General features: G+C 67.7%; 19 protein-coding genes. 9 read left to right on the top strand and 10 right to left on the bottom strand.

Going from position 1 to position 20,629, the window contains the following annotated elements; translation table 11 throughout:
• A partial coding sequence (locus tag Amac_RS47060) for an MFS transporter (RefSeq protein WP_155360959.1) occupies positions 1–616 on the bottom strand: 616 nt, incomplete at its 3' end.
• A 283-nt stretch (positions 617–899) separates the two neighbouring features.
• Positions 900–2,597 carry a WD40 repeat domain-containing protein gene (locus tag Amac_RS47055; protein ID WP_155360958.1) on the bottom strand — a complete coding sequence of 566 codons (1,698 nt, stop codon included), beginning with the start codon at positions 2,595–2,597 and terminating at the stop codon, positions 900–902.
• A gap of 494 nt (positions 2,598–3,091) precedes the next feature.
• On the opposite strand from Amac_RS47055, the gene Amac_RS47050 reads away from it, so the two are divergent.
• Complete coding sequence (locus Amac_RS47050) at positions 3,092–4,177, top strand: questin oxidase family protein (RefSeq protein WP_155360957.1); 1,086 nt, start codon at positions 3,092–3,094, stop codon at positions 4,175–4,177.
• A gap of 47 nt (positions 4,178–4,224) precedes the next feature.
• On the opposite strand, the gene katG is transcribed toward Amac_RS47050, so the two are convergent.
• Together katG and Amac_RS47040 are read right to left on the bottom strand one after the other, a co-directional pair.
• Entirely contained in the window at positions 4,225–6,456 is a 2,232-nt protein-coding gene (katG, locus tag Amac_RS47045) for a catalase/peroxidase HPI (RefSeq protein WP_155360956.1), read from the bottom strand.
• 34 nt (positions 6,457–6,490) lie between these two features.
• Complete coding sequence (locus tag Amac_RS47040) at positions 6,491–6,928, bottom strand: Fur family transcriptional regulator (protein ID WP_155360955.1); 438 nt, start codon at positions 6,926–6,928, stop codon at positions 6,491–6,493.
• 218 nt (positions 6,929–7,146) lie between these two features.
• Between Amac_RS47040 and Amac_RS47035 the strand changes: the two genes are divergently transcribed.
• The 3 genes from Amac_RS47035 to erm all read left to right on the top strand — a co-directional run bounded on the left by Amac_RS47035 (position 7,147) and on the right by erm (position 9,457).
• Complete coding sequence (locus Amac_RS47035) at positions 7,147–7,899, top strand: hypothetical protein (protein ID WP_155360954.1); 753 nt, start codon at positions 7,147–7,149, stop codon at positions 7,897–7,899.
• Positions 7,900–8,005: 106 nt separating this feature from the next.
• Complete coding sequence (locus Amac_RS47030; protein ID WP_155360953.1) at positions 8,006–8,353, top strand: DUF6247 family protein; 348 nt, start codon at positions 8,006–8,008, stop codon at positions 8,351–8,353.
• Between the two features lie 291 nt (positions 8,354–8,644).
• Complete coding sequence (gene erm / locus Amac_RS47025; RefSeq protein ID WP_155360952.1) at positions 8,645–9,457, top strand: ErmE/ErmH/ErmO/ErmR family 23S rRNA (adenine(2058)-N(6))-methyltransferase; 813 nt, start codon at positions 8,645–8,647, stop codon at positions 9,455–9,457.
• Positions 9,458–9,491: 34 nt separating this feature from the next.
• On the opposite strand, the gene Amac_RS47020 is transcribed toward erm, so the two are convergent.
• The 3 genes from Amac_RS47020 to Amac_RS47010 form a co-directional block, all read right to left on the bottom strand.
• Positions 9,492–10,856, bottom strand: a complete 1,365-nt coding sequence (locus Amac_RS47020) for a cytochrome P450 (RefSeq protein WP_170323012.1) — start codon at positions 10,854–10,856, stop codon at positions 9,492–9,494.
• Between the two features lie 116 nt (positions 10,857–10,972).
• Positions 10,973–11,305: a cysteine hydrolase family protein gene (locus tag Amac_RS57595; RefSeq protein ID WP_344447852.1), complete on the bottom strand. Its 333-nt coding sequence runs from the start codon at positions 11,303–11,305 to the stop codon at positions 10,973–10,975.
• 252 nt (positions 11,306–11,557) lie between these two features.
• On the bottom strand, positions 11,558–12,400 hold the full coding sequence (locus tag Amac_RS47010; protein ID WP_155360950.1) for an SDR family oxidoreductase: 843 nt from the start codon (positions 12,398–12,400) through the stop codon (positions 11,558–11,560).
• A gap of 76 nt (positions 12,401–12,476) precedes the next feature.
• Here Amac_RS47010 and Amac_RS47005 point away from each other — a divergent pair, with 76 nt between their 5' ends.
• Both Amac_RS47005 and Amac_RS47000 read left to right on the top strand, forming a co-directional pair.
• Positions 12,477–13,085: a TetR/AcrR family transcriptional regulator gene (locus Amac_RS47005; protein ID WP_155360949.1), complete on the top strand. Its 609-nt coding sequence runs from the start codon at positions 12,477–12,479 to the stop codon at positions 13,083–13,085.
• Positions 13,086–13,142: 57 nt separating this feature from the next.
• A complete protein-coding gene (locus tag Amac_RS47000) occupies positions 13,143–15,128 on the top strand; it encodes a P-loop NTPase fold protein (RefSeq protein ID WP_155360948.1) in 1,986 nt (661 codons plus the stop codon).
• A gap of 34 nt (positions 15,129–15,162) precedes the next feature.
• Here Amac_RS47000 and Amac_RS46995 read toward each other — a convergent pair whose 3' ends face one another.
• The gene (locus tag Amac_RS46995; protein ID WP_155360947.1) at positions 15,163–16,125 is read right to left on the bottom strand and encodes a hypothetical protein; all 963 of its coding nucleotides are present in this window, start codon (positions 16,123–16,125) and stop codon (positions 15,163–15,165) included.
• Between the two features lie 115 nt (positions 16,126–16,240).
• On the opposite strand from Amac_RS46995, the gene Amac_RS46990 reads away from it, so the two are divergent.
• From Amac_RS46990 to Amac_RS46980, 3 genes are read left to right on the top strand one after another with little or no spacing between them, the layout of a single operon-like run.
• A complete protein-coding gene (locus Amac_RS46990; protein WP_155360946.1) occupies positions 16,241–17,278 on the top strand; it encodes a hypothetical protein in 1,038 nt (345 codons plus the stop codon).
• 39 nt (positions 17,279–17,317) lie between these two features.
• Complete coding sequence (locus Amac_RS46985) at positions 17,318–17,983, top strand: hypothetical protein (RefSeq protein WP_155360945.1); 666 nt, start codon at positions 17,318–17,320, stop codon at positions 17,981–17,983.
• Positions 17,974–18,840, top strand: a complete 867-nt coding sequence (locus Amac_RS46980) for an inositol monophosphatase family protein (protein WP_155360944.1) — start codon at positions 17,974–17,976, stop codon at positions 18,838–18,840. Before Amac_RS46985 ends, Amac_RS46980 begins: the two co-directional genes overlap by 10 nt.
• Here the strand turns inward: Amac_RS46980 and Amac_RS46975 are convergent.
• Complete coding sequence (locus tag Amac_RS46975; RefSeq protein WP_155360943.1) at positions 18,739–19,383, bottom strand: DUF1045 domain-containing protein; 645 nt, start codon at positions 19,381–19,383, stop codon at positions 18,739–18,741. The two genes, Amac_RS46980 and Amac_RS46975, sit on opposite strands and share 102 nt — an antisense overlap.
• 32 nt (positions 19,384–19,415) lie before the next feature.
• Complete coding sequence (locus tag Amac_RS46970) at positions 19,416–20,624, bottom strand: ArsB/NhaD family transporter (RefSeq protein WP_170323011.1); 1,209 nt, start codon at positions 20,622–20,624, stop codon at positions 19,416–19,418.
• Positions 20,625–20,629: the final 5 nt, after the last annotated feature.

Raw genomic sequence — 20,629 nt, 5'->3', positions numbered from 1 at the left:
TGCGTTTGCTGGAAAATATCGCCCCCGCGATGAAGCAGGTCACTATGTTCACGCCGAGCAGCCAGGAGAGAGACGACGGCCCATAGCTGGAGGCGATGACGCCGCCAAGCAGGCCGCCTAGTCCGACGCTCACGTTTCTGACGACATTGGTCAGGGCGAACCATCGGTCCAGGTCCTGGCCCCGGCTGATATCGGCCACATACACCGGCCAGGCCGACCAGTACAGCTGATCCGCAATCAGCACTATGGCCGATGCCGCGATCAGTGTGATGACGTCATGGACCCAGAAATACGAGATGTAGCCGAGGGCGGCTACCACATTGTTGGCGACGAGAATGGATGCGGGCCCCCACCGGTCGATTCCGGATCCGGCCAGCAGCGCGGCCGGCATTGCCAGCAGGGTGGCGATCGTGAGGGCTGTTCCGATCCAAGACAGGGAAAGGTCGGTTGAATTGTCGAAGAAAATGATGGAGAAGGGCAGGAACATGCCCGCGCCGATTCCATCGATCAGGACCGCTATGATGACCGTTCTGTAGCCACGCAGCATGGGCAGCCCGGCCGCCGACAGAATTCTCTGCAGACGGGGTAATCTGCCGCGATTGACGGTCCTAGTCACGCCTCATCCCGATCGTGGATACGTTTCAACGGTTTGCGCAGCCTCAATTGCAGGGCATGCGTAGGTTCCTTGTGCACTCGGACGGCAGGCGTCCTCCCATTGGGCAGCCGGCTCTGGGCTCCCCAAGGGCTTATCCAGGAACTCCGGGCCGCGGAGGCTGGCACGCAATTGGACGTTCTCGCGGTAGGCGATGGCCACAAGATCGATCGCCAGGGTCGGCGAAGGCTTATGAGAAGCCTCTTGGGCTCATCTGTACGCGCAGCTACGCGAGATCCGAGACTCGCTACCCGCTGGTGACGGGGACGGCACACTCGTATGCCTGCCCGTCATACGAGCTGCCAAGGAACACATCGTGCCGGGGGTCATACGCCAGCGAGCTGATGCCAGACGCGGTTGGGCGGGTGAGCGCCGCCCACGTCCCCGTGATGCGGTCGAAGATGCCGATGTGACCGTCGTAGGTTCCGGTTGCGATCCAGCGAGCATCGGCGCTCGCCGCGATGCACTTGATCGAGTGCGTGTAGGGCGTGTCGATAACGGTCGCAGTGAAGTCGGCTGACCAGATGCGTAGCTTCAGGTCCCGGCTGATGCTGGCGAACTCTCCACCGCCCAGGCCGACACAGCCGTTCGCTATCTTGTCGTGGGCACGGTGGATCGTCTTCACCAGGGTGAGATCGTCCTTGTCGAACCAGGTACAGCTACCGTCCGCACTGACCGAGAAGATGTAGCGACCAGACGAGGCGACGCCTTTTACCGCGTTGTCGTGGAGTTTTAGTTCGGCCACGTAGTCGATGCCGTTGTTCGATCTGCAGAAGACAAGCCCTTCACCGGTGTAAGTGCCGACGATTACGTGGTCGAGATCGTCTCTCTTGAAGGAGACTCCACAGTTCAATGGTGATCTGTGCTGGTGGATCGGCAGTCCGGTGAGCACGTCGAAGATTATTCCCAGCTGTCCACCCGTGATGAGCCGATCGGCGATGGGAGCGAAGAAGTTGCAAAGACTGCCTGGCCGTGACAGCTCTTGGTTGTCTCGCCACACTATACCGGCATCACCCACGGTGATTCGCCCGCTTTCATGGGCGTATATGGCATTTAGGCCGTAGGTCGGCGCTACTTCTCTGCCGATCCACCTGTCCTGCTGGTAGTCGTATGATTGATACGTCGAGCCGAATGTGCCGAGGACTATGGACGAGTCACCGGCGAAGGCACAGGACCGGGGCCAGACCTCCGCGGGAAGATTCGTCGAGACTTTCGGACGTGGAAAACCGGAACTGATATCCCAGATACGCATGGTTCTGTCATAGCTCAGGCTGACCAACAGGTTCTTTTCGATGCCGATCGCGAGACGTTTGATGCCGGCCGCATGCGCGTCCACCTTCGTGACCGATTCTCCATCGAGCACGATTAGCTGCCCGTCGTCGTTTCCCGCGTAGATCACTCCATTCGGGTGGATCGCGATGGTGTCCGTCTCGACTCCGCCCAGGTCGATGTCCTGCACCAACAGGCCGCTCACGAGTGACCAGCGCTTGATCGTCCCGTCGTCGCTGGAGCTGATGACCTGGTCCCCGCCATGGTTCCACTGAACGCTGATGACGTCCGCGGTGTGGCCGGTAAAGCAATGGAGCAGCTCGCCGTTGTAATCGAATACACGTACCCGGTAATCACGCGAAGCGGTCGCGACCATACGCTCCGTCGGGTGGAAGACCGACATTTCGACGTCGTCTTCGTGATCTCCTAGCACTGCCATCAGCCGGAGGTCTGGCACCGACCAGAGGCGAGCAGAGTAATCGCTGGACGATGATACAAGCAGCCTCCCGTCAGGACTGAAAGTGCACTGGTTGGCAAGGTGATCGTGGATGACACGGGACACCGCTTCGCCCGTCTTCTGATTCCACAGGATGACCCGATTGTCGTAACCCGCTGTCGCGATAAAGTCATCCCCATAGGCAGAGATACCGCTGATCGGGCCAGCGTGTCCTATCATGATAAACTCCTTCTGAGCGGATTATCCACACCTTCGGTGGATGGGCATGACAGAAATCGGGATGGCTATGGCATAACCCGGGTTTCCTGCAGGGAGTTGTTGAGTGAGGATGCGCGCGACATCTTCGCGTCTATGTTCCGACGCGTCTTTCGCGGTTAATCGCGGTGCGGTCCGTTATGTCTCTACTGCTAGGTTTACTCAGATTTAACCACCTCATGACAGAGGCTGCAATATGCCGGATCAGCAAGATCAATTCGGGCATTACGGCATCCCGATGCCCAGACAGTGATGGTCGGGTATATATACATATAGACCCGCCATTCGGAAATAAGTACGGACCCGGGTGAACCGTTCTCACCACTTCACGCCGGGCGCCACGACCGTGGAACCCGCAGGCGGACCAGGGCGCTGACCTGCTCCTGGCAGGCCGCAACCTGACGGCCGGGCCGGCGATCAATACGGCAGGGCTGTTGATCTTGTCTTAGTTTGGACCTATGGACATCGCAGAAGGGCACGTGGCCGATCGTCATGAGCCACCGGATCGACTGCTGGACGCCCTGGATCGGCTCCGGGGTACGGGGGTGGAGTTCGCGGGGTTTCTTGCCAACCATGGGCCGATGGCCGCCGAAGCGCTGATAGCCATGGGCGCGGGCGACGTGGTTCCGGACTGGGTTGACGCGTATCGTGCCAAGCTGGAGCCGGAGCCACCGGCAGGGCGGCCGATCAAGGCTGACGAATGGCGGTCCGCGACCGGGGACATGCGGCGGCTCGGGGATTGGGTGGCCACCTTCCGGCGGGAGCTTGGCGAGGCCCCATGGCGGCAGGTCCTGGTGACGTGGTGGCCGAGGCTACTGCCCGGGATGGCTGCCAGCGCTACGCACGGTGTCATCCGGACCGCGCACATCGTCCGGGTGCTCTCCGCCGCCGGCGACCCTCCCCCATGGCCGCTCGTCGACGAGTTCGCGCACGGCCTCGCGTTCTGGGCCGCGCGTTACCAGCCGCTGCCCGGCTCGCCGGCTCTGAACGGCGCCTTCGGCCCGGCTGACTCGATCGCGCGCCTGCCCCGCATGGACTCGGCGGAGCCTTCGTCCGGGGCCGGCATCGGCGGACGGCTGGCCGCGCTTGTCCGAGTCCCGCGCTTCGCTGAAGGGCTTGACGCCTACGGCGCCCCCGCCGATCCCGACGTGGCCCTGGATCGGCTCATCGCGGCGGCCGCGCGCGTCCTCTGGACCCGTCCGGACGCGCCCATCGCCTTCTGCCACGCGGTCACCGCTCCGGCCGCCGCCCGGCTCGTACTGCCGTCACTGCCGGTCGAGCTCCATCGGCCCACGATCGCGGCAAGCTGGCAGATCATCGGCGCGATCATCACGGCGTTCGCCGCGGACGCGGCAGGCGACGGTCTCTACCGGGAGGACCCGCCCGACACTCCCGACCGGGCGGTGCTGCTCCGGCGCGCGGTCGAGCACGGCGACGAACACGTCATCAAACTCACCGAGGCGGCCCTACGCGAATACAGCCGGACCAGGGACCCGGTCCTGCTCCATGCCGCCGAGGCCTTCGTCAAGCGAATGCCCCGTTGACAAGGACGTCCAGGCCGGCCGGTACCGGGCCGGCCTGGACGTCGTGATCAGACCAGGTCGAACCGGTCGAGGTTCATGACCTTGGTCCATGCCGCGACGAAGTCGTTGACGAACTTCTCCTTCGCGTCATCGCTCGCGTAGACCTCGGCGAGCGCGCGCAGCTCGGAGTTCGACCCGAAGACGAGGTCGGCGCGGCTGCCGGTCCACTTGACCTCGCCCGTGGCGGCGTCGCGACCCTCGAAGACGTTCGCGTCCCCGGACGTCGCCTGCCACGTCGTGCCCAGGTCGAGCAGGTTGACGAAGAAGTCGTTGGTCAGGGACCCCGGGGTCGTGGTGAAGACGCCGAGCGGCGACTGCTGGTGGTTCGCGCCCAGGACGCGGAGGCCGGCGACGAGGACCGTCAGCTCGGGGGCGCTCAGGGTCAGCAGGTTCGCCCGGTCGATCAGCAGGTACTCAGCCGGGAGCCGGTTGCCCTTGCCGAGGTAGTTGCGGAACCCGTCGGCGGTCGGCTCCAGCGCGGCGAACGACTCCACGTCGGTCTGCTCCTTCGACGCGTCCGCGCGGCCCGGCGTGAACGGGACCTCGACGTCGAAGCCGGCGTCCTTGGCGGCCCGCTCGACGGCCGCGCTGCCGGCGAGCACGATCAGGTCGGCGAGCGAGACCCGCTTGCCGCCGGTCTGGGCGTTGTTGAAGGCCTCCTGGATCCCCTCCAGGGCGCGCAGCACCGTCGCCAGCTGGTCGGGATCGTTGACCTCCCACCCGCTCTGCGGCTCCAGGCGGACGCGCGCGCCGTTGGCGCCGCCGCGCTTGTCGCTGCCGCGGAAGGACGAGGCCGACGCCCACGCGGTGGACACCAGCGCGGACACCGGCAGGCCCGAGGCGAGGATCTGACCCTTGAGCTCGGCGATCTCCTCAGCGCCGACGAGTTCGTGCGTCACCGCGGGGAGCGGGTCCTGCCACAGCAGCGTCTCGGCCGGGACCTCCGGGCCGAGGTAGCGCACGATCGGGCCCATGTCGCGGTGGGTCAGCTTGAACCACGCGCGGGCGAAGGCGTCCGCGAACTCGTCGGGGTCGGCGAGGAAGCGCCGCGAGATCTGCTCGTAGACCGGGTCCACGCGGAGCGCGAGGTCGGTCGTCAGCATCGTCGGGGCGTGGCTCTTCGACGGGTCGTGGGCGTCGGGGACGGTGCCCGCCCCGGCGCCGTCCTTCGGCTTCCACTGGTGGGCGCCGGCGGGGCTCTTGGACAGCTCCCACTCGTTGCCGTACAGGATCTCGAGGAAGCTGTTGTCCCACGTCACCGGGGTGTTCGTCCATGCGCCCTCGAGGCCGCTGGTGATCGCGTCGCCGCCCTTGCCGGTGCCGAAGGCGTTCTTCCAGCCCAGGCCCTGCGCCTCGATCGGGGCGGCCTCGGGGTCGGGGCCGACGTTCTCCGCCGGGCCCGCGCCGTGGGTCTTGCCGAAGGTGTGACCGCCCGCGATCAGGGCGACCGTCTCCTCGTCGTTCATCGCCATCCGGCGGAACGTCTCGCGGATGTCGCGGGCCGCGGCGAGCGGGTCCGGGTTGCCGTTCGGGCCCTCCGGGTTGACGTAGATGAGGCCCATCTGGACCGCGGCGAGCGGGTTCTCCAGCTCCCGGTCGCCGGTGTAGCGCTCGTCGCCGAGCCAGGTGGACTCGGGACCCCAGTAGACGTCCTCGTCGGGCTCCCAGACGTCCGCGCGACCGCCGGCGAAGCCGAAGGTCTTGAAGCCCATGGACTCCAGGGCAACGTTGCCGGCGAGGATCATGAGGTCGGCCCACGAGAGGCTCTGGCCGTACTTCTTCTTGACCGGCCACAGCAGGCGGCGAGCCTTGTCGAGGTTGCCGTTGTCCGGCCAGCTGTTGAGGGGGGCGAAGCGCTGCTGGCCGGCCCCGGCGCCGCCGCGGCCGTCGCTGATCCGGTACGTGCCCGCGCTGTGCCACGCCATCCGGATGATGAACGGGCCGTAGTGGCCGTAGTCGGCCGGCCACCAGTCCTGCGAGGTCGTCAGCACCTCCGCGATGTCCTGCTTCACCGCCGCGAGGTCAAGGCTCGTGAACGCCTCGGCGTAGTTGAACTCCGCGCCGAGGGGGTTGGCCACGGCGGGGTTCTTGGCGAGGATCTTCAGGTTGAGCCGTTCCGGCCACCACTGGCGGTTTCCGCCGCCCTGAACCGGGTGCGGGGCGCGCCCGTGCGCGACCGGGCAGCCCTCCGCGCCCTCCGTCTTCGCGTCTACGACGATTGCATCATGGTTATCAGACATGAGAATCCTTCCGGGACTAGGCCGACCGCGGTGCTCAGGCGCTGCGGGCGGTGGAACAGTCGGGGCATAGGCCCCAGTAGACGACCTCTGCCTCGTCGATCACGAAGCCGTGGTCGTTGGACGCGGTCAAGCAGGGCGCGTGACCGACCGCGCAGTCGACGTCGGCGACGACGCCGCACGACCGGCACACGATGTGGTGATGGTTGTCCCCGACGCGTCCTTCGAACCGGGCCGGGCTGCCGGGCGGTTCGATACGGCGCACGAGTCCCGCCGCGGTGAGCGCGTGCAGGGCCTCGTACACGGCTTGAAGCGAGATGTGGCCCAGGCGGTCACGCACCCCGGAGGCGAGCGCCTCCACGTCGAGGTGGTCACCGTCGCGGACGGTCTCGAGCAGGGCGACGCGGGCGGCCGTCACCCGCAGGCCGGCACCGCGCAACTCTTCGGCGGTGGTCGGGATCCTGGATGCGGTCATGGCGCGCAGCCTGCCTTCATAAACACGAACAATACAAGATAACGAACACTCCAAGTCTAGTACCTCTTCAGGCGACGTTGTCCCGCCCCCACCTCTTGACACACACCTGCCGCCTCGCCGAGGCTCACGGGGAGCAGGTGTCGCGACCTCGGCGGCTATAAGGGGCTGTACGGGCTGAAACGTCGACTCTTCACGAAGGGAAGACGTGGATGCACCCCATGCTGCGACGGCTGGACGATCTCGCCGCCCATCTGGCCACGCGCGGTGACGTTCTCGCGCTACTCGGCGTCGGTTCGGCGGGTTCCGAGCACGACCGGCTCGACGAGCACTCCGACCTGGACTTCTTCGTCGTCGTCGAGGACGCCGCCAAGCCCCGCTATGTGGATTCCATCGACTGGTTGCAGGCGCCCTGCCCAGTGGCGTACAGCTTCGCCACCGACCAAAACGGGCGCAAGGCGCTGTTCACCGACGGGATCTTCGTCGAGTACGCGATCTTCACGGTCGACGAACTACCCAAGATCCCCTTCCACGGCGCGCGAGTCGTCTGGCAACGCGACGACGCCCCCACCGACCTGGCGAATCGCGGCGCACCACCCTCTGGCCCGCAGTACGACACGGTCGAGTTCCACCTGAACGAGGCCCTGACCAACCTCTACGTCGGCCTCCACCGCGAACTGCGCGGCGAGCGCCTGACCGCAACCCGCTTCATCCAGTCGTACGCCATCGACCGAGTGATCGCCCTGCTACACCTCACCTCCGCCCACCCTCACCCCCGCCGCGACCCGTTCGAACCCAGCCGACGCGTAGAGCAGGCATACCCACCGGCCGTGCTGCCACTGGCCGAGATGGCCCCCGGCTACGAACACAACAGACAGGCCGCCACAACCACCCTGACCTGGCTAGAGAAACACTTCACCGTCGACCCCGTAATCGCCAACGCCATCCGAGAACTCCTATCCGACCCTCAGTAAGCCCCCTGCGATTACCTTGATCACTAGAAGTTCCGCCTAGCCGACACGTCACACCAGTGAATTGACGTAACCTCTGAATCGGGCCAGCGAAAGGGGGGACTGCCTCATGACCGCGCAACCGCATGAGCCGGTGAACGTGAGCGCACCCGTGCTGGATAAGAACTTGGGTTCGATCCGCGTGGCGTTGACCGTGCCGCAGGACCGGGAGGCTTTCGACGCGGGCCTACGCATGGCACTGGATGAGGTGCGGGCCACGCTCGATCTCGGCAAGCTGAACGAGTTCATCCATACCTGGTGGCTGATCGCCCACGACTCCATGCACGACCGCGCAGGTCGCGAACGCATGTATGAGCACGCCGCGCGAGTACAAGAACTCGCCGACCGCGGCCAAGCAGTGCCCCGTGGAGACAGAACCTGGCGCGAACTACTCGCCGAGCGTGGAGTGCAGGCATAGGTGTACGCGGCGAGGTCTACATCGTCCGCGTTCAGTGGCTCTCGATCGCATAGCACGCTGACAGGTGGACGATTGACCAGGCCGTGAGCCACTTTCGGTGACGGTCACGGACGCACCGTTCCGGAAAATACGTCGCGATTTCAGGGGATCCTTCGTAGGGTGATCCGCATGTACTGCATCTGTTTCATGCGTATGCGCAGCAGCCGGGCTCTGGCTCGCTAGCTTCGCGGGACGCGAGCCCAGGGCCCGTCGAGATTCCATTCATCTCGAGGACCCGAAAGGGCTTTTGCTGTGGCGCAGGACTTCGCGCACGGGAACTATTCGTATACCCAGAAGAAGGCCAGGAAAAGTGGTGGCGGTCGCACGCCCAGGGATCGGGCGCGGCGGGAGTTCTCGCAGAACTTCCTGGTCGATCGGCATGCCGTAGAGCAGGTGGTCAAGGCGGCGCGGCCGAGTGGTCTCGTGCTTGAGCCCGGGGCCGGAGAGGGAGTGCTCACGATGGCGCTGGCCAGGGCGGGCGCCACGGTCGTGGGGTACGAGATCGATCCGCTGCTGGTGGCCAAGCTCAGAGCCAAGACCAAGCTTAGGATCGTCAAGGGTGATTTCACCGCGGTACGGCCGCCGGGCGAGCCGTTCGCGGTTGTGGGGAACATCCCGTACTCGATCACCTCCAAGATCGTCGACTGGTGTCTGCGGGCGCCGGAGCTGACCTCGGCCACGCTGCTCACCCAGGTGGAGTACGCCCGCAAGCGCAGCGGCGACTTCGGCAGGTGGAGCCTGGTGACGGTGGAGAGCTGGCCGTGGTTCTCGTGGGAGCTGCTCGGCAGGATCGGCAGGGAGAGCTTCCGGCCCGTTCCCTCCGTCGACTCGGCGATCCTGCGGATCGAGCGACGGCCCGAGCCGCTCGTCGACGATGGCCACGCGTGGCAGGAGCTGGTGGAGCTGGGCTTCTCCGGCGTCGGCGGCTCGCTGTACGCCTCACTCAACCGGCATTACGACGGAGTGGGCGCGGCCTTCGCCCGGGCGGGTATCGCGCGTGGCACGGTGGTGGCGTTCGTTCATCCCGACCAGTGGGTCACGCTCTTCACCGCACTGCACCGCTGAGACGAGCTTGACCGCCGCCCGCGCAGGACGGCGGTCAACCGGCTGATGACCGGTTCCACAGCTTGGTGACGGTGCCGGTGACCGGCCCGGGGGCGGAGGCGTTGCCGCCCGTGCTGACCATGATCGGCTTCTTTGGGAACGCGGTCGCGCCGGATTTGATGCGGTAGTCGACCTCGGTGGTGAGCAGTTGTGGTCTGCCGGAGGCGAGGATGAGGGCGAGTGTCGTCCTGATCTGCAGGTCCGCGAAGGATGCTCCGAGGCAGCGCCGCTGGCCGACGCCGTACGGCAGGAACGCGTACGGCGAGGGGCGGGCGTCGGTCCAGCGCGACGGGCGGAAGGCGCCGGGATCGGGGAACGCCACCGGGTCGCGGTGTTCGAGCAGCGGGGCCGTGAAGGCCAGCGCGCCACGCGGGATCGGCGGCGCCCCGTCGATCTCGACGTCCCGCGTCACGCGTCGCGGCAGGGAGAGCGGCACGGTCGGGATGAGCCGCTGCGACTCCCTCACGACGGCGTCCAGTTGTTCCTCGCTGGAGACCTCCAGGTCAGGTGTGCCGAGGATGGTCAGCAACGCCCACGTCATCGACATCGCGGTGGTCTCGAACCCGGCCGCGAACAGGCCGTGCAGTTCGCCGGCTATCTCCGGCGTGGTCAGCGAGTCGCCGTTCTCGTCGGTGGTGTGGCAGAGGATGGACAACGCGTCCGGGCGGGGTTCCTCGGCGCGCTTGCGCTCGATGATCCCGGCCAGCCGGTCGTAAACGCCGGCGACCTGCCGGGTCCACTTGCCGTACGGGGTCCAGTCGCGTTCCTTCTGGTACATGAAGACCATCGGGTTCAGCGTGGCCTGGAGCAGCCGGTGGACGGCGTGGGCGAGGGCGACGTTCTCCTCGTCCGGTTCGAGGCCGAGCAGGCAGGTGAGCATGTTGGCCCGGGTGACGTCGAGGAATTCGGCCGCCATGTCGAACGGCTCGCTATCGGACGCGGCGAATCTGGTCCGCTTGAAGGTGTCGGCGAATACCACCGCGTAATGCTCCATCGCGCTTTTGTGCACGACGGGCATGAGCAGCTTGCGCGCCCGACGATGCCGCTCCCCGTTGAAGGTGATGACGGCGTCGAACATCCGCGACCAGGGCCGCCCTTCCGGCAGCGTGAAGAGGCCATCGCTCAGCCGATGAAAGGTGTCGTTGTCGGTGAAATACCGCCGGATCGCCTCCTCGCCCCTGAGCAGGACGACCGACCCGTTCCCACCGGTCAGCGGTACGACCGGCCCGGGAAACTTCGGTGCGACCCGATCCAGCGCGTACCAAGCGGAATGCCGTAGAAAACGAAGATTATTAAGGATGGGAATCCCACCAGGTCCCGCCGCGTCCATCCGCAGCGCGGTGTCGAACATTTTTGCCATGCCGCACGCATCCGTTCCCTCCTGCGGAGCGTAAGCGCACGGCAATCCCCCATCAAGAACGCTCCGTGTTGCTTCTCCCTCACATTCTCGTCCCCGCATTATGAGATCGGTCACCCTCAGAGCAGCGTGAGGATCTGATCGGTGGTGCCGGTCTCGCCCAGTACGGGGAAAACCCTGGTCACGCCGCGTTCGTGCGCCCCAACGTCGAGGTCGGTTATCGCGTCCAGGGCGATCGTCACGTGATAACCGGCGTCGTAGGCGTACCGGGCCGTGGACTCGACGCCGAAACTGGTCGCGATCCCCGCGATGACGACCTGCGTGACGTCCCGCTCGGCGAGCCGCGCGTCGAGCGGGGTGCCGGCGAACGCGCTCCATCCCCGCTTCGTGATCCTGATGTCCCCGGGCTGCGGCGCGAGCCCGGGAACGATCTCGAGCGCGTCCGCCGGAATCGGCGCCCTGGGCCGGCCAAGCTCCGTACGCCCCGGGGGGCGGGTCGTTCAGGTCGGCGCTGACCAGAGCCACCGGGAGGCCATGGCGGCGGAACGCCGAGGCGAGCCGGGCGGCGTTGGCGACGATGCCGCCGATCGGGTGGACGGTGGGGTTGCTAACGGTGGCGTGCTGGAGATCGATCACGAGGAGTGCGGTTGTCGGGTCCAGTGCGCTGATGGGCATGGTCACGTCTCCTGTTGTCGGGTACGGGGTCAGCTCGCGGCCATCGACAACGCGGTGTGGCCGGTGGACACGGCGGCCACGGCGCCGCCGTCCACGAGGAGGTCGGTGCCGGTGATGAACGAGGCGGCGTCCGACAGCAGGAACGCGGCGGCGGATGCGATGTCGTCCGGAGAGCCGAGGCGGCCGGTGCCGGAGCCGTCGACCATCGCTCTCATGAACGCGCCGGAGGGTGAGGCCAGCTCCTGCCGGCCCATCGCCGTGGAGATGACGCCGGGGCTGATGGTGTTGACGCGTGCTCCCTTACGGCCCCACTGTGTGCTCGCGGCGCGGACACGCACCTGATTGGCCCGCTTGGCGAAAGAGTAGGCATGGCCGGGGGACGCGAACGCGCCGGGGGAAGCGGCGGGGAGGTTCAGCAGCTCGCCGGTGGGGGTCGTCGCGAGCTGGATCTCCACCTCGGGGGGCAGGGGCGGCATGAGATGCCCGGACATGCTGGCGATGACCAGACCGGCCCCTCCCGGGGAGACGACCTCGGCGAACTCGTCCAGCACGAGCGCGACGCCGAGCAGGTCGACCCGCAGGATCGCCTCCACGGGCGCCTGCGCCGGGGAGAGCCCAGCCGTGTGGAGCACCTGCGTGACCGGGCCGAGCCGAGCCGCGGTACGGGCGAGCTCGTGGACGGACTCCCCGGATGAGACGTCCACGACCTGAGTCGTGACGTCGTGCCCTTCGTCGCGGAGCGCGCCGGCGACCGCGTCCAGCGCCGCCTCGTTGAAGTCGGCGAGCAGAACGCGCTTTCCGGGCCCGATCCTGCGCGCCGCCGCGACGCCCATCCCGCCGGTTCCGACCACGACCAATACTCCGTACGCCATGTCTGTGACTCCAATCCGAGATTTCGAGACGACACGTCTCGTAATGGAGACTACCGGAGGTGCCTACGCTGGTGTCATGTCAAGTGGCCGCAAGCGCAGCGAGGCTTCGCGGCTGGCGATTCTCGAAGCGACCCGGTTCCTGCTCGCGGCTGTGGGTTACGAGCGGTTGACCATCGAGGGGATCGCCGGCCGGGCCGGGGTGGGCAAGCAGACCGTCTACCGCTGGTGGGGTTCGAAGAGCGCCGTGGTCGCCGAGGCGGCGTTGAGCGGGGGCCTGTCGCAGCAGGTGGAGCCGCTCCCCGACACCGGTCATATCGCCAACGATCTGCGCGAGTGGTCGCGCGCCTGGGTGGCACGGCTGACGTCGCCGGAGGGCTCGGGCCTGGTCCTGGCCCTGACCGCCGCCACGGTGGACAACCAGGAGGTCGCGGATCGTCTGTACCGGCACTTCACCGAGCCGCACGAGACGTCGCTGCTCCAGCGGCTGGCAAGCGCCCAGCGGGCCGGGCAGATCGACTCCGACGCCGACCTGCCCACGGTCGCCTCGACCCTGGTGGGCTCGCTGCTGTACCGCGTTCTCGCCCGGCAGCGCCCGCCCACCGCCGACGACGCGAACGCACTGGTCGCCCTCGTGCTGAAGGGCTGCGCACCCCAGCACGAGGGCGCTGATGCCGTACGGCGCTGACGCGCGAGGCTGAGCCACGCCATCCTGTCGGAAGGACGTGGACAGGAGGCTTCAGGGATGGTCGCCGATGAGCGCAGCCAGGAGTTCGATGAGCTCGTCAGGCGGGTCCTGGAGGAGCCGGAGTTCACTGTCGCCATGGCCGGGGAGCACGCGCCTTCGGCGGCTGACCTGCGGGCGGCGGCGCTGGCGCAACGAGGGGCCCTGCTTGGCCACGCGCGCGCCGCGGAGCAAGAGTACCGGGAGGCCGCCGGCCGGGCGCAGAGCGTATGGAGCCGGCGGCGGCGAGTGCGGGTGATCTTCTGGGCCGGTGGGGCGTTCGCGCTGCTCGTCGCGCTGGCGGCCATCATGACGGGGGCGTGGAATGACGAGTTCAAAGCGGCACTGATCGAAAATCGGCCGGTGTCGATGATCGGGGTCGTGGGCAGCGGCATCGGCCTGCTGCTGACCTCGATCGTCATCGCGGCGGTGGCGGGGCGCGTGGCCTTCGCCCTGTTCTCCCTCTTGCCGCGGGTCCGCGCGGGGAACGAGTCAGCCCGCTACTCCTGGAGTGCCGACGTCGCGTTGTTCGTGATGACCGCCCTCGTGGTCGCGGGGGCCTCCGCCGCGGATCAGCTTTTCTGGCAGATGGCCCACAACCGTCCGGCCGGGGATGATGACGGCTACGCCTGGGGCACGCCGGTCAGCCTCATCGTCGGGGCGCTGTTCGTCGCGCCATATCTGCTGTTCTTGCAGGCTTCAGAAGGCGCGGGAGTTCAGGTGTGGCGCCGCGGGCTGCTGGCCCCGGACAACCAGGACGCCGAGCGGCTGCGCGCGGCCTGGTGGGATTCGGTGGCCGAGGCGCTGCGCGGGTTGCTGCGCGCCCAGATCGGCGCCCACATCACCCGCCGCCACGCTTTGACGCTGCACCTCAAACAGACCCCCGGCCTGCGCCAGGTCCGCGGCCTGGCCTTCCACGTCTCGACCGCCGCCGAGGAGACGCTGACGGTGGTGGCCAACGGCATGGACGGCGGGAGCATCGCGCTGTCGGGCCCGCGCGGCGTCGGCAAGACCGACCTGCTGCACGCCTTCTGCGGCGACGGCTCCGAGCGGCTGGGCCTGGTGATCTCCGCGCCGGTCGTCTACGAGCGACGCGAGTTCATGCTCGGCCTGTTCGCCCAGCTGTGCCGGTCGGCGATCGCCGCCGAGCTCAAGACCGCCGCCGGGGCCGCCGCCAAGCACCTGGAGTGGATCCACTACCTGCAGACCCGCACCAGCGAGGCCAGCATGAACGCGGGCTGGCAGGGCTTCGGCATTTCGGCCAAACGCGGCGGCAGCCGGGCCCGCCAGCCGCTCACCTACCTGGAGATCGTCGACGCCCTGAAAGGTTTCCTGCACACGCTGGCCGACGAACTCACCACCACCGGCCTCAAACCCCGCGGCCTGGTCGTCGGCATCGACGAACTCGACCGGATCGAGCCGGCCGCCCGCGCCCGCGACTTCGTCAACGAGCTCAAGGTCGTCTTCGACGTACCGAACTGCCTGTTCCTGCTGTCGGTCTCCGACGAGGCGCTGCGGGAGGCGGATCTGGCCCCGGTCGGCCGCCGCGACGCCTTCGACAGCGCGATCGACGAGATCATCCGGGTCGAGCCGCTGGATCTGGCCACGGCGACGCGGCTGCTCGACACCCGCGCGGTCGGCCTGCCGGTGCCGTTCGCGGCGTTGTTCCACTGCCTGTCCGGCGGCATGCCCCGCGACCTGTTGCGTACGGCCCGGGCAGCGGCGGCGCTGATCGTGCCCGATCGTCCCCGCACGCTGCCGGAGATCACCGCCGCCCTGCTCACCCGCGAGTCGGCCCGCCTGGCCGACGATCGCGGCTTCCTGCGCACCATCGAGCAGATCTTCACCGCCGAGCTGACCCTGGACCGGCTGACGCGCGCCTCCGACTCGGGGTTTCCCGGCTCGTTCGACGCGCTGGCGCGGGTCCGCCGTGACCTCGGGGTCGCCGACGAGCGCGCCGGCGAGGCCCTGCGGGAGATCAGGAAGGCCTGGGATCTGCCCGGGTAGCCGGGTCACGCCAGGGCCTCAGTCGGGGACAGCCCTATTCGTACGGGTTGGCGGACGCGAGGGCGAGTTCCGAGATCTCCTCCAGGTCGGCGTCCGTGTACGTGTCCGGAAGGGCGACCCCCAGCAGGGAGAACACGCTGCGGACCTCGTCGGCGCTGGGCGAGGCGCTCAGCGGCACGTCCTGGATCTGCTTCATGGGGAGCAGCTTCGACTGGCGGAGGCTGACCGCCAGCTCGGTGTTCCACAGGTCGTAGCTCAGGTTCCCGCTCTCCACGATCGTGGCCGGAAAACTCGGGCCACGCTGCGTGATGATCAGGCATCGGGACGACAACTCGTACCGGTGAATCGAAAGTTTCGACGAGAGGCCTATGTCGATATCGAGCATTTCGTACCGCTGCTGGTACCAGCAGGCCGCCAGAATTGTCGCGAACAGTTCGCGGCGTGTTTCGTCCATCGTCCACGAGTGTTCCGGGCTGTCCGCCCGGGTGGTGAGTCGCTGGTGCATGCGGACGTACCGTTCGCATAATTCCGGGTCGGTGGGATCGAGAATCTCCAGCCGGAAAACGAGCGCCCGCCTCGACAGCCGCGCGTGGTCGACGCACTCCGGCAGGGTGACCGCGCGCACGTACGTTCCGGTCGCGCCCTTGAACAGCCACCGGTCGGTGGACTGCCGGGCGGCGGCCAGGACCTTGCCGAACTCGAGGCCGATCACGAAGTAGACCCCTGAGCTGCGGTCGATTCCGTCGGCCAGCCGGTCGAGCCGGAGCTGTGTCTCCGCCAGGGCTTCCCGCCAGTCCTGGTCCCGCTGGTCGTTGCGGGCCCGGTCGCGCAGGAGGATCACCGCCAGGACGGCGAGGGTGGCCAGCGTGGCGCTCTCGGCGGGTCCCGCCTTCTCCGAATCCGGCCCGACCACCCCGAGTACGGCGACCACGATGGCGACGGACAACGCGAGGGCGACGTCTGAGTTCGTAACCAGCCAGACAATCCGCCGCTTCATTTCGGTCCTCACCTCAATTGAGATAATTGCCAGGGTGGCGGACATGTGCCTGGACGTACAGACTAGTTATGGGGTAGGGGTAATTCAACTCGTTCACGAATGCGAGAGAAGCTTCATGGCGATCGAGAACGGCGGGGGCGGTTCCGAGCGGAACATGTGGCAACGGTTACGGCTGACCTGGCTGCGTAATGAGCCTGACGCGGGCATTGCGCTCATCATCGCCATCATCGCCATCCTGGTCGACACAATTCCGGGCATACCGGATAGGTTCAAGGATCCGGTCACCAGCAACGGCACGCTGCTCGTGCTGGCGCTGGTGGCGACCACGCTGATCCGCAACCGGATGCTGGCCCAGCCGGCCGAGCTCCGGCAGCTGGCGGCCGATTCCCGGGACGCGCTCGCCACGATGGCCGAGCGCCACGACGAGGTGACCGGGTTGCTCGAGCAGACGCGGCACACGCTGGACCAGGTGTCCGTGGTGTCGCTGCTCGCCGGGTCGCAGGTGCGGGCCGAGCTGGCGGCGGCCTGGCGGGACAGCAACAGCTGGATCTTCAAGGGCGGCACGGGAACGTTCATCCGCGCGGTGACGCTGCGCGAGTGCGTGGAGAACTCCCGGGCGGCCCGCCGCCCGCTCCGGGTGCAGCTGGAGATCATCGACCCGGAGAACACCACCGTCTGCGAGGCGTACGCCCGGTTCCGCCGATCCCTTCCGACCGGCAAGGGCGACCCGTGGACGGCAGAGCGGGCGCGCCTGGAGTCCTACGCGACCATCCTGGCGGCCAGCTGGTACCGCAAGCACAACGACTTCCTCACCATCGCCGTCGGCCTGTCCTCGACGATCTCGACGTGCCGCTGGGACATGGCCGCCTCGCACGTGATCGTCACCCGCGAGGATCCCGCCGCGCCCGCCCTGCTCGCGGCGCACGACAAGCTCTACTACTCCTGGTGCCAGACCGAGCTCAACATCAGCTTCAGCCAGGCCAGGCACGTTCCGATCGACCGCGTGCTGCGGGTGCCGCTCGCCGACGAGCCCGCCCTGGACGAGGTGCGCGATCTCTTCCAGACGCTGGGTCTCCCGCTCGACTCGTTCCGGGACGCCGAGGTCATCGAGCTGACCCGGCGCGCGCTGGCGGCGTCCGACCCATACCTATGAGCCCCTGAGGGAGACCTGGTGCCGACTGAGGAGCGACACATGCGCTACTCGGATCTACAGCTCCACATCGACGAGGGCACGGCCCCGGCCGCCCTCCCCCGCTGGGCGGAATCCGTGCTGCGCGACATCGCGGCGGGCCACCTGCCCCTCACGGCGGTACGGCATCCGCTCGGCTTCCTCTGCCTGCCCGTCGAGCGCAGCGGCGAGCTCGGAGTCTGCATCCACCTGTGGTCGCCCGAACTCGCCTCGGCCGCCAGCAGCACCTCGCAGGTCCACTGCCACAGCTGGGAACTGACCAGCTTCGTCCTGTACGGCCAGATCCGCAACGTGCTCGGGGATCTCCGCGAGGGAACCACCCACCGGATCTTCGAGGTCGTCAGCCACGGCGACGTCGACGAGATACGCGCCTCCGACCGCACGGTCCACTACCTGCCCGGACGGGCCGACGTCCACCGCGGCGGCACCACCTACTCCCTGCCCTCTGGGGTTTTTCACAGCACCGAAGTCGGAGACTCGGGCGAGGCGGCGACGGTCGTCCTCGGCCGGACGGGCGGCTCGCGGCCGGACCTCTCGCTGGGACCGCCGGAGGTGGCCGGCCACACGCTGCCGCGCTCGCGTTGCACGAGCGCGGAGACGATCCAGGCGGCCCGGCTGGCGATCGCCAGGCTGACCCGCGAACCGGGGGGAGACGGCACGTGGACGTGACGGCGGAACTGGGCCTGGCGATCGAGGCGGTCGAGGCAGCGGGCGAACTGCTCCGCGAGGAACCGCAGTGGATCGAGGCCAAGGGGGACGGCGCGGACGTCCTCACCGACCTCGACCTCAGGGTCGAAGAGCTGATCGTCGGCCGGTTGCGCGCCGCCTACCCGCACGACCAGATCTTCGCCGAGGAATCCGGGGCGAGCGGCGCGGACGGCGACCGCGTCTGGCTCGTGGACCCGCTGGACGGCACCAACAACGTCGCGATCGGGCTGCCGGTCTACGCGGTCGGCATCGCCCTGTGCGTCGGCAAGCTCCCCCAGGCCGGCGTCGTCCACGACCCGGTCTCCCGGCGCACCTGGTCGGCCGTCCGCGGCGCCGGCGCGCACGGCCCGGGCCTGCCGCCGGACCCGCCGCCCGGGCGGCGGTCGCTGCTGCTGGCCTGGACCCAGGGCCATTCGGTGGGCCGCGAGGACGCGACCGCGCGCGGATTGCGTACGGCGCTGGAAGCCAAGGCCGGACGGCTGCTGCAACTGTGGGCGCCGCTGGTCGGGTGGACCCTGCTGGCCAGGGGAAAGATCGACGGATTCATCGGCTACCGGGCCGAACTCGTCGATCTCCCGGCGGGGGCGCTGATCGCCCACGAGTCGGGGGTCGAGCTACGCGCCTTCGACGGCGGGCTGTTCGACCAGCGGATCGATCTCCCCGAGGCCGAGCGCAACTTCATCGCCTGCCGGCCCGGCCACCTCGCCGAGATCCGGTCAGCGCTCGCTGGCGAGCTCGAAGGTCTCCACGATCTCGGTGCAGGTGCCGTGCTCGCCCATCACGCAGAGCGCGAGGGTGCGGTAGACGGCGGTGAATGACTCGGGGGGCGGCAGCAGATCGGCCGCGATCTGGTGGCCGCGCTCGCGGAAGCGGGTCATCGTGATGTGCGGCCGGAACAGGTCGCCGATCTCGTCGTAGCCGTACCGGTCGAGGTTGGCGCGGGCGGTCGGCGGGGCGCTGAGCCGGTGGTCGGCGAGCACCCGGCCCACCGGGTCGCGCAGCCGCAGGCCGGTGCGCAGCGGATTGAGCCGCTCGATGATGGACTCCTGCAACCGGGTGACGGCTTCGGTCTTCCGGTAGAACAGTTCGAACATGCCCTGGTCGTTGCCGGAGAAATGGTCCGCCGCAAGGGGGATTTCGGGCATCGATTTGCTGATTAATCGTAGCTCGTCTCGCGCGGAATCGAGGTCGGCGGGCGTGAAGTTGGCCATGTAGAGCGAGATGTGAGGATAGAGTTCACCGGCTTTCAGGGTGAATTCCGCCGGCGTCTGGCTCGCGCACCACTCGCTCAGCCGAATTGACCCCGCATTCACGGCCTCGGGCGGCAGCAGAACGGCGTCATAAACCGGGAGATCCACCATGCGCTTATTGTAGGCCGAACCGCCGGTTTTCGTCAGACAGTCACCACCGCGACCACGGCCGGCACGATACACACCGCCAGGAGAGCGCCGGTCAGCATGAATTTCACGAGCGGGACTTTCACCGCGTGGCGCTGGCACGACTCGAACCAGAGCAGCGTGGCCAGCGAGGCCCACGGGGTGATGACCGGGCCCACATTGGTGCCCACCAGGAGCGACAGCAATTGGTCGTGATTGTCCACCGGGATGACCTGCTCGCCCGCGACATACGCCGGCAGGTTGTTGACCACGTTGGACAGGCCCGCGCCGGCGCCGCCCGCGCGCAGCAGCCCGGCGAACCCGTGGTCGGCGCCGATGATGGAGGTCATCACGTCGGCCAGGCCGTGCCGCATCAGGGTCGGCACCACCAGGAACAGGCCGGTGACGAAGACGAGCAGCTGCCAGGGGATCAGCGAGGGCCGCAGCGACCCGCGATCCCGCACCAGGTAGGCCACGATGGCCAGCGCCGCGGCGGCGAGCGCCGCGATCTCTATCTGGAGGCCGCCCAGAATGGCGGCGATGAACATCAGGCAGGCCCCGGCGGTGACCCAGAACAGCACCCGGTCGCCGATCGGCTCGGGGGCGGCCGGTTCGTAGCGGTCCGCGCCGCGCGCGCCCGCGCGCCAGAAGAACACCCAGAGCAGCACCATCGTGACGGCGATCGAGACCAGCTGGGGCAGCCACATCCGGGCGGCGAACTGCGGCGCGGAAAGGCCCACCTTGTCCAGCGCGAGCAGGTTCGTCAGGTTGCTCACCGGCAGCAGCAGGCTGGCGGTGTTGGCCAGCCAGACCGTCGTCATCGCCAGCGGCAGCGGCGCTATCCGCGCGCGCGGCGCGAGCGCGAGCATCACCGGAGTGAGCAGCACGGCGGTGGTGTCCAGGTTCAGGAACATGGTGGTGCAGGACGCGAACGCCACGCAGAGCAGGAAAAGCATCGGATAGGAGCCGCGGCCCAGCAGCGCCAGCCGGGTCGCGATGACGTCGAACACCTGGGCTTGCTTCGTCAATTCGGCGAGCACGATGACGGCCGCCAGGAAAAGCATCAGCGGGGCTATTCGCTGAAAACTCGAAAAGGCCTCGTCAGCCGGTAGCAGGCCGGTGACCACGCACCCGATTCCGATTGCCAGTAACGCGATGCGAACCCAGTCGAGAGGGGTCAAGGCGGCTACGGCCCGCTTCCAGAGAGGCACAGACCGTTGTCCCATATCTC

This window comes from Acrocarpospora macrocephala, from assembly GCF_009687865.1.
GTDB classification, from domain to species: Bacteria; Actinomycetota; Actinomycetes; order Streptosporangiales; family Streptosporangiaceae; genus Acrocarpospora; species Acrocarpospora macrocephala.
This window is presented reverse-complemented; position numbering and strand designations above follow the sequence as displayed.

Excerpts from the sequence above, each read along its gene's own strand:
- Amac_RS47055 (WP_155360958.1), bottom strand. The coding sequence starts at position 2,597 with ATGATAGGACACGCTGGCCCGATCAGCGGTATCTCTGCCTATGGGGAT.
- Amac_RS47050 (WP_155360957.1), top strand. The coding sequence starts at position 3,092 with ATGGACATCGCAGAAGGGCACGTGGCCGATCGTCATGAGCCACCGGAT.
- katG (WP_155360956.1), bottom strand. The coding sequence starts at position 6,456 with ATGTCTGATAACCATGATGCAATCGTCGTAGACGCGAAGACGGAGGGC.
- Amac_RS47040 (WP_155360955.1), bottom strand. The coding sequence starts at position 6,928 with ATGACCGCATCCAGGATCCCGACCACCGCCGAAGAGTTGCGCGGTGCC.
- Amac_RS47035 (WP_155360954.1), top strand. The coding sequence starts at position 7,147 with ATGCTGCGACGGCTGGACGATCTCGCCGCCCATCTGGCCACGCGCGGT.
- Amac_RS47030 (WP_155360953.1), top strand. The coding sequence starts at position 8,006 with ATGACCGCGCAACCGCATGAGCCGGTGAACGTGAGCGCACCCGTGCTG.
- Amac_RS47020 (WP_170323012.1), bottom strand. The coding sequence starts at position 10,856 with ATGGCAAAAATGTTCGACACCGCGCTGCGGATGGACGCGGCGGGACCT.
- Amac_RS47010 (WP_155360950.1), bottom strand. The coding sequence starts at position 12,400 with ATGGCGTACGGAGTATTGGTCGTGGTCGGAACCGGCGGGATGGGCGTC.
- Amac_RS47005 (WP_155360949.1), top strand. The coding sequence starts at position 12,477 with ATGTCAAGTGGCCGCAAGCGCAGCGAGGCTTCGCGGCTGGCGATTCTC.
- Amac_RS47000 (WP_155360948.1), top strand. The coding sequence starts at position 13,143 with ATGGTCGCCGATGAGCGCAGCCAGGAGTTCGATGAGCTCGTCAGGCGG.
- Amac_RS46995 (WP_155360947.1), bottom strand. The coding sequence starts at position 16,125 with ATGAAGCGGCGGATTGTCTGGCTGGTTACGAACTCAGACGTCGCCCTC.
- Amac_RS46990 (WP_155360946.1), top strand. The coding sequence starts at position 16,241 with ATGGCGATCGAGAACGGCGGGGGCGGTTCCGAGCGGAACATGTGGCAA.
- Amac_RS46985 (WP_155360945.1), top strand. The coding sequence starts at position 17,318 with ATGCGCTACTCGGATCTACAGCTCCACATCGACGAGGGCACGGCCCCG.
- Amac_RS46975 (WP_155360943.1), bottom strand. The coding sequence starts at position 19,383 with ATGGTGGATCTCCCGGTTTATGACGCCGTTCTGCTGCCGCCCGAGGCC.
- Amac_RS46970 (WP_170323011.1), bottom strand. The coding sequence starts at position 20,624 with ATGGGACAACGGTCTGTGCCTCTCTGGAAGCGGGCCGTAGCCGCCTTG.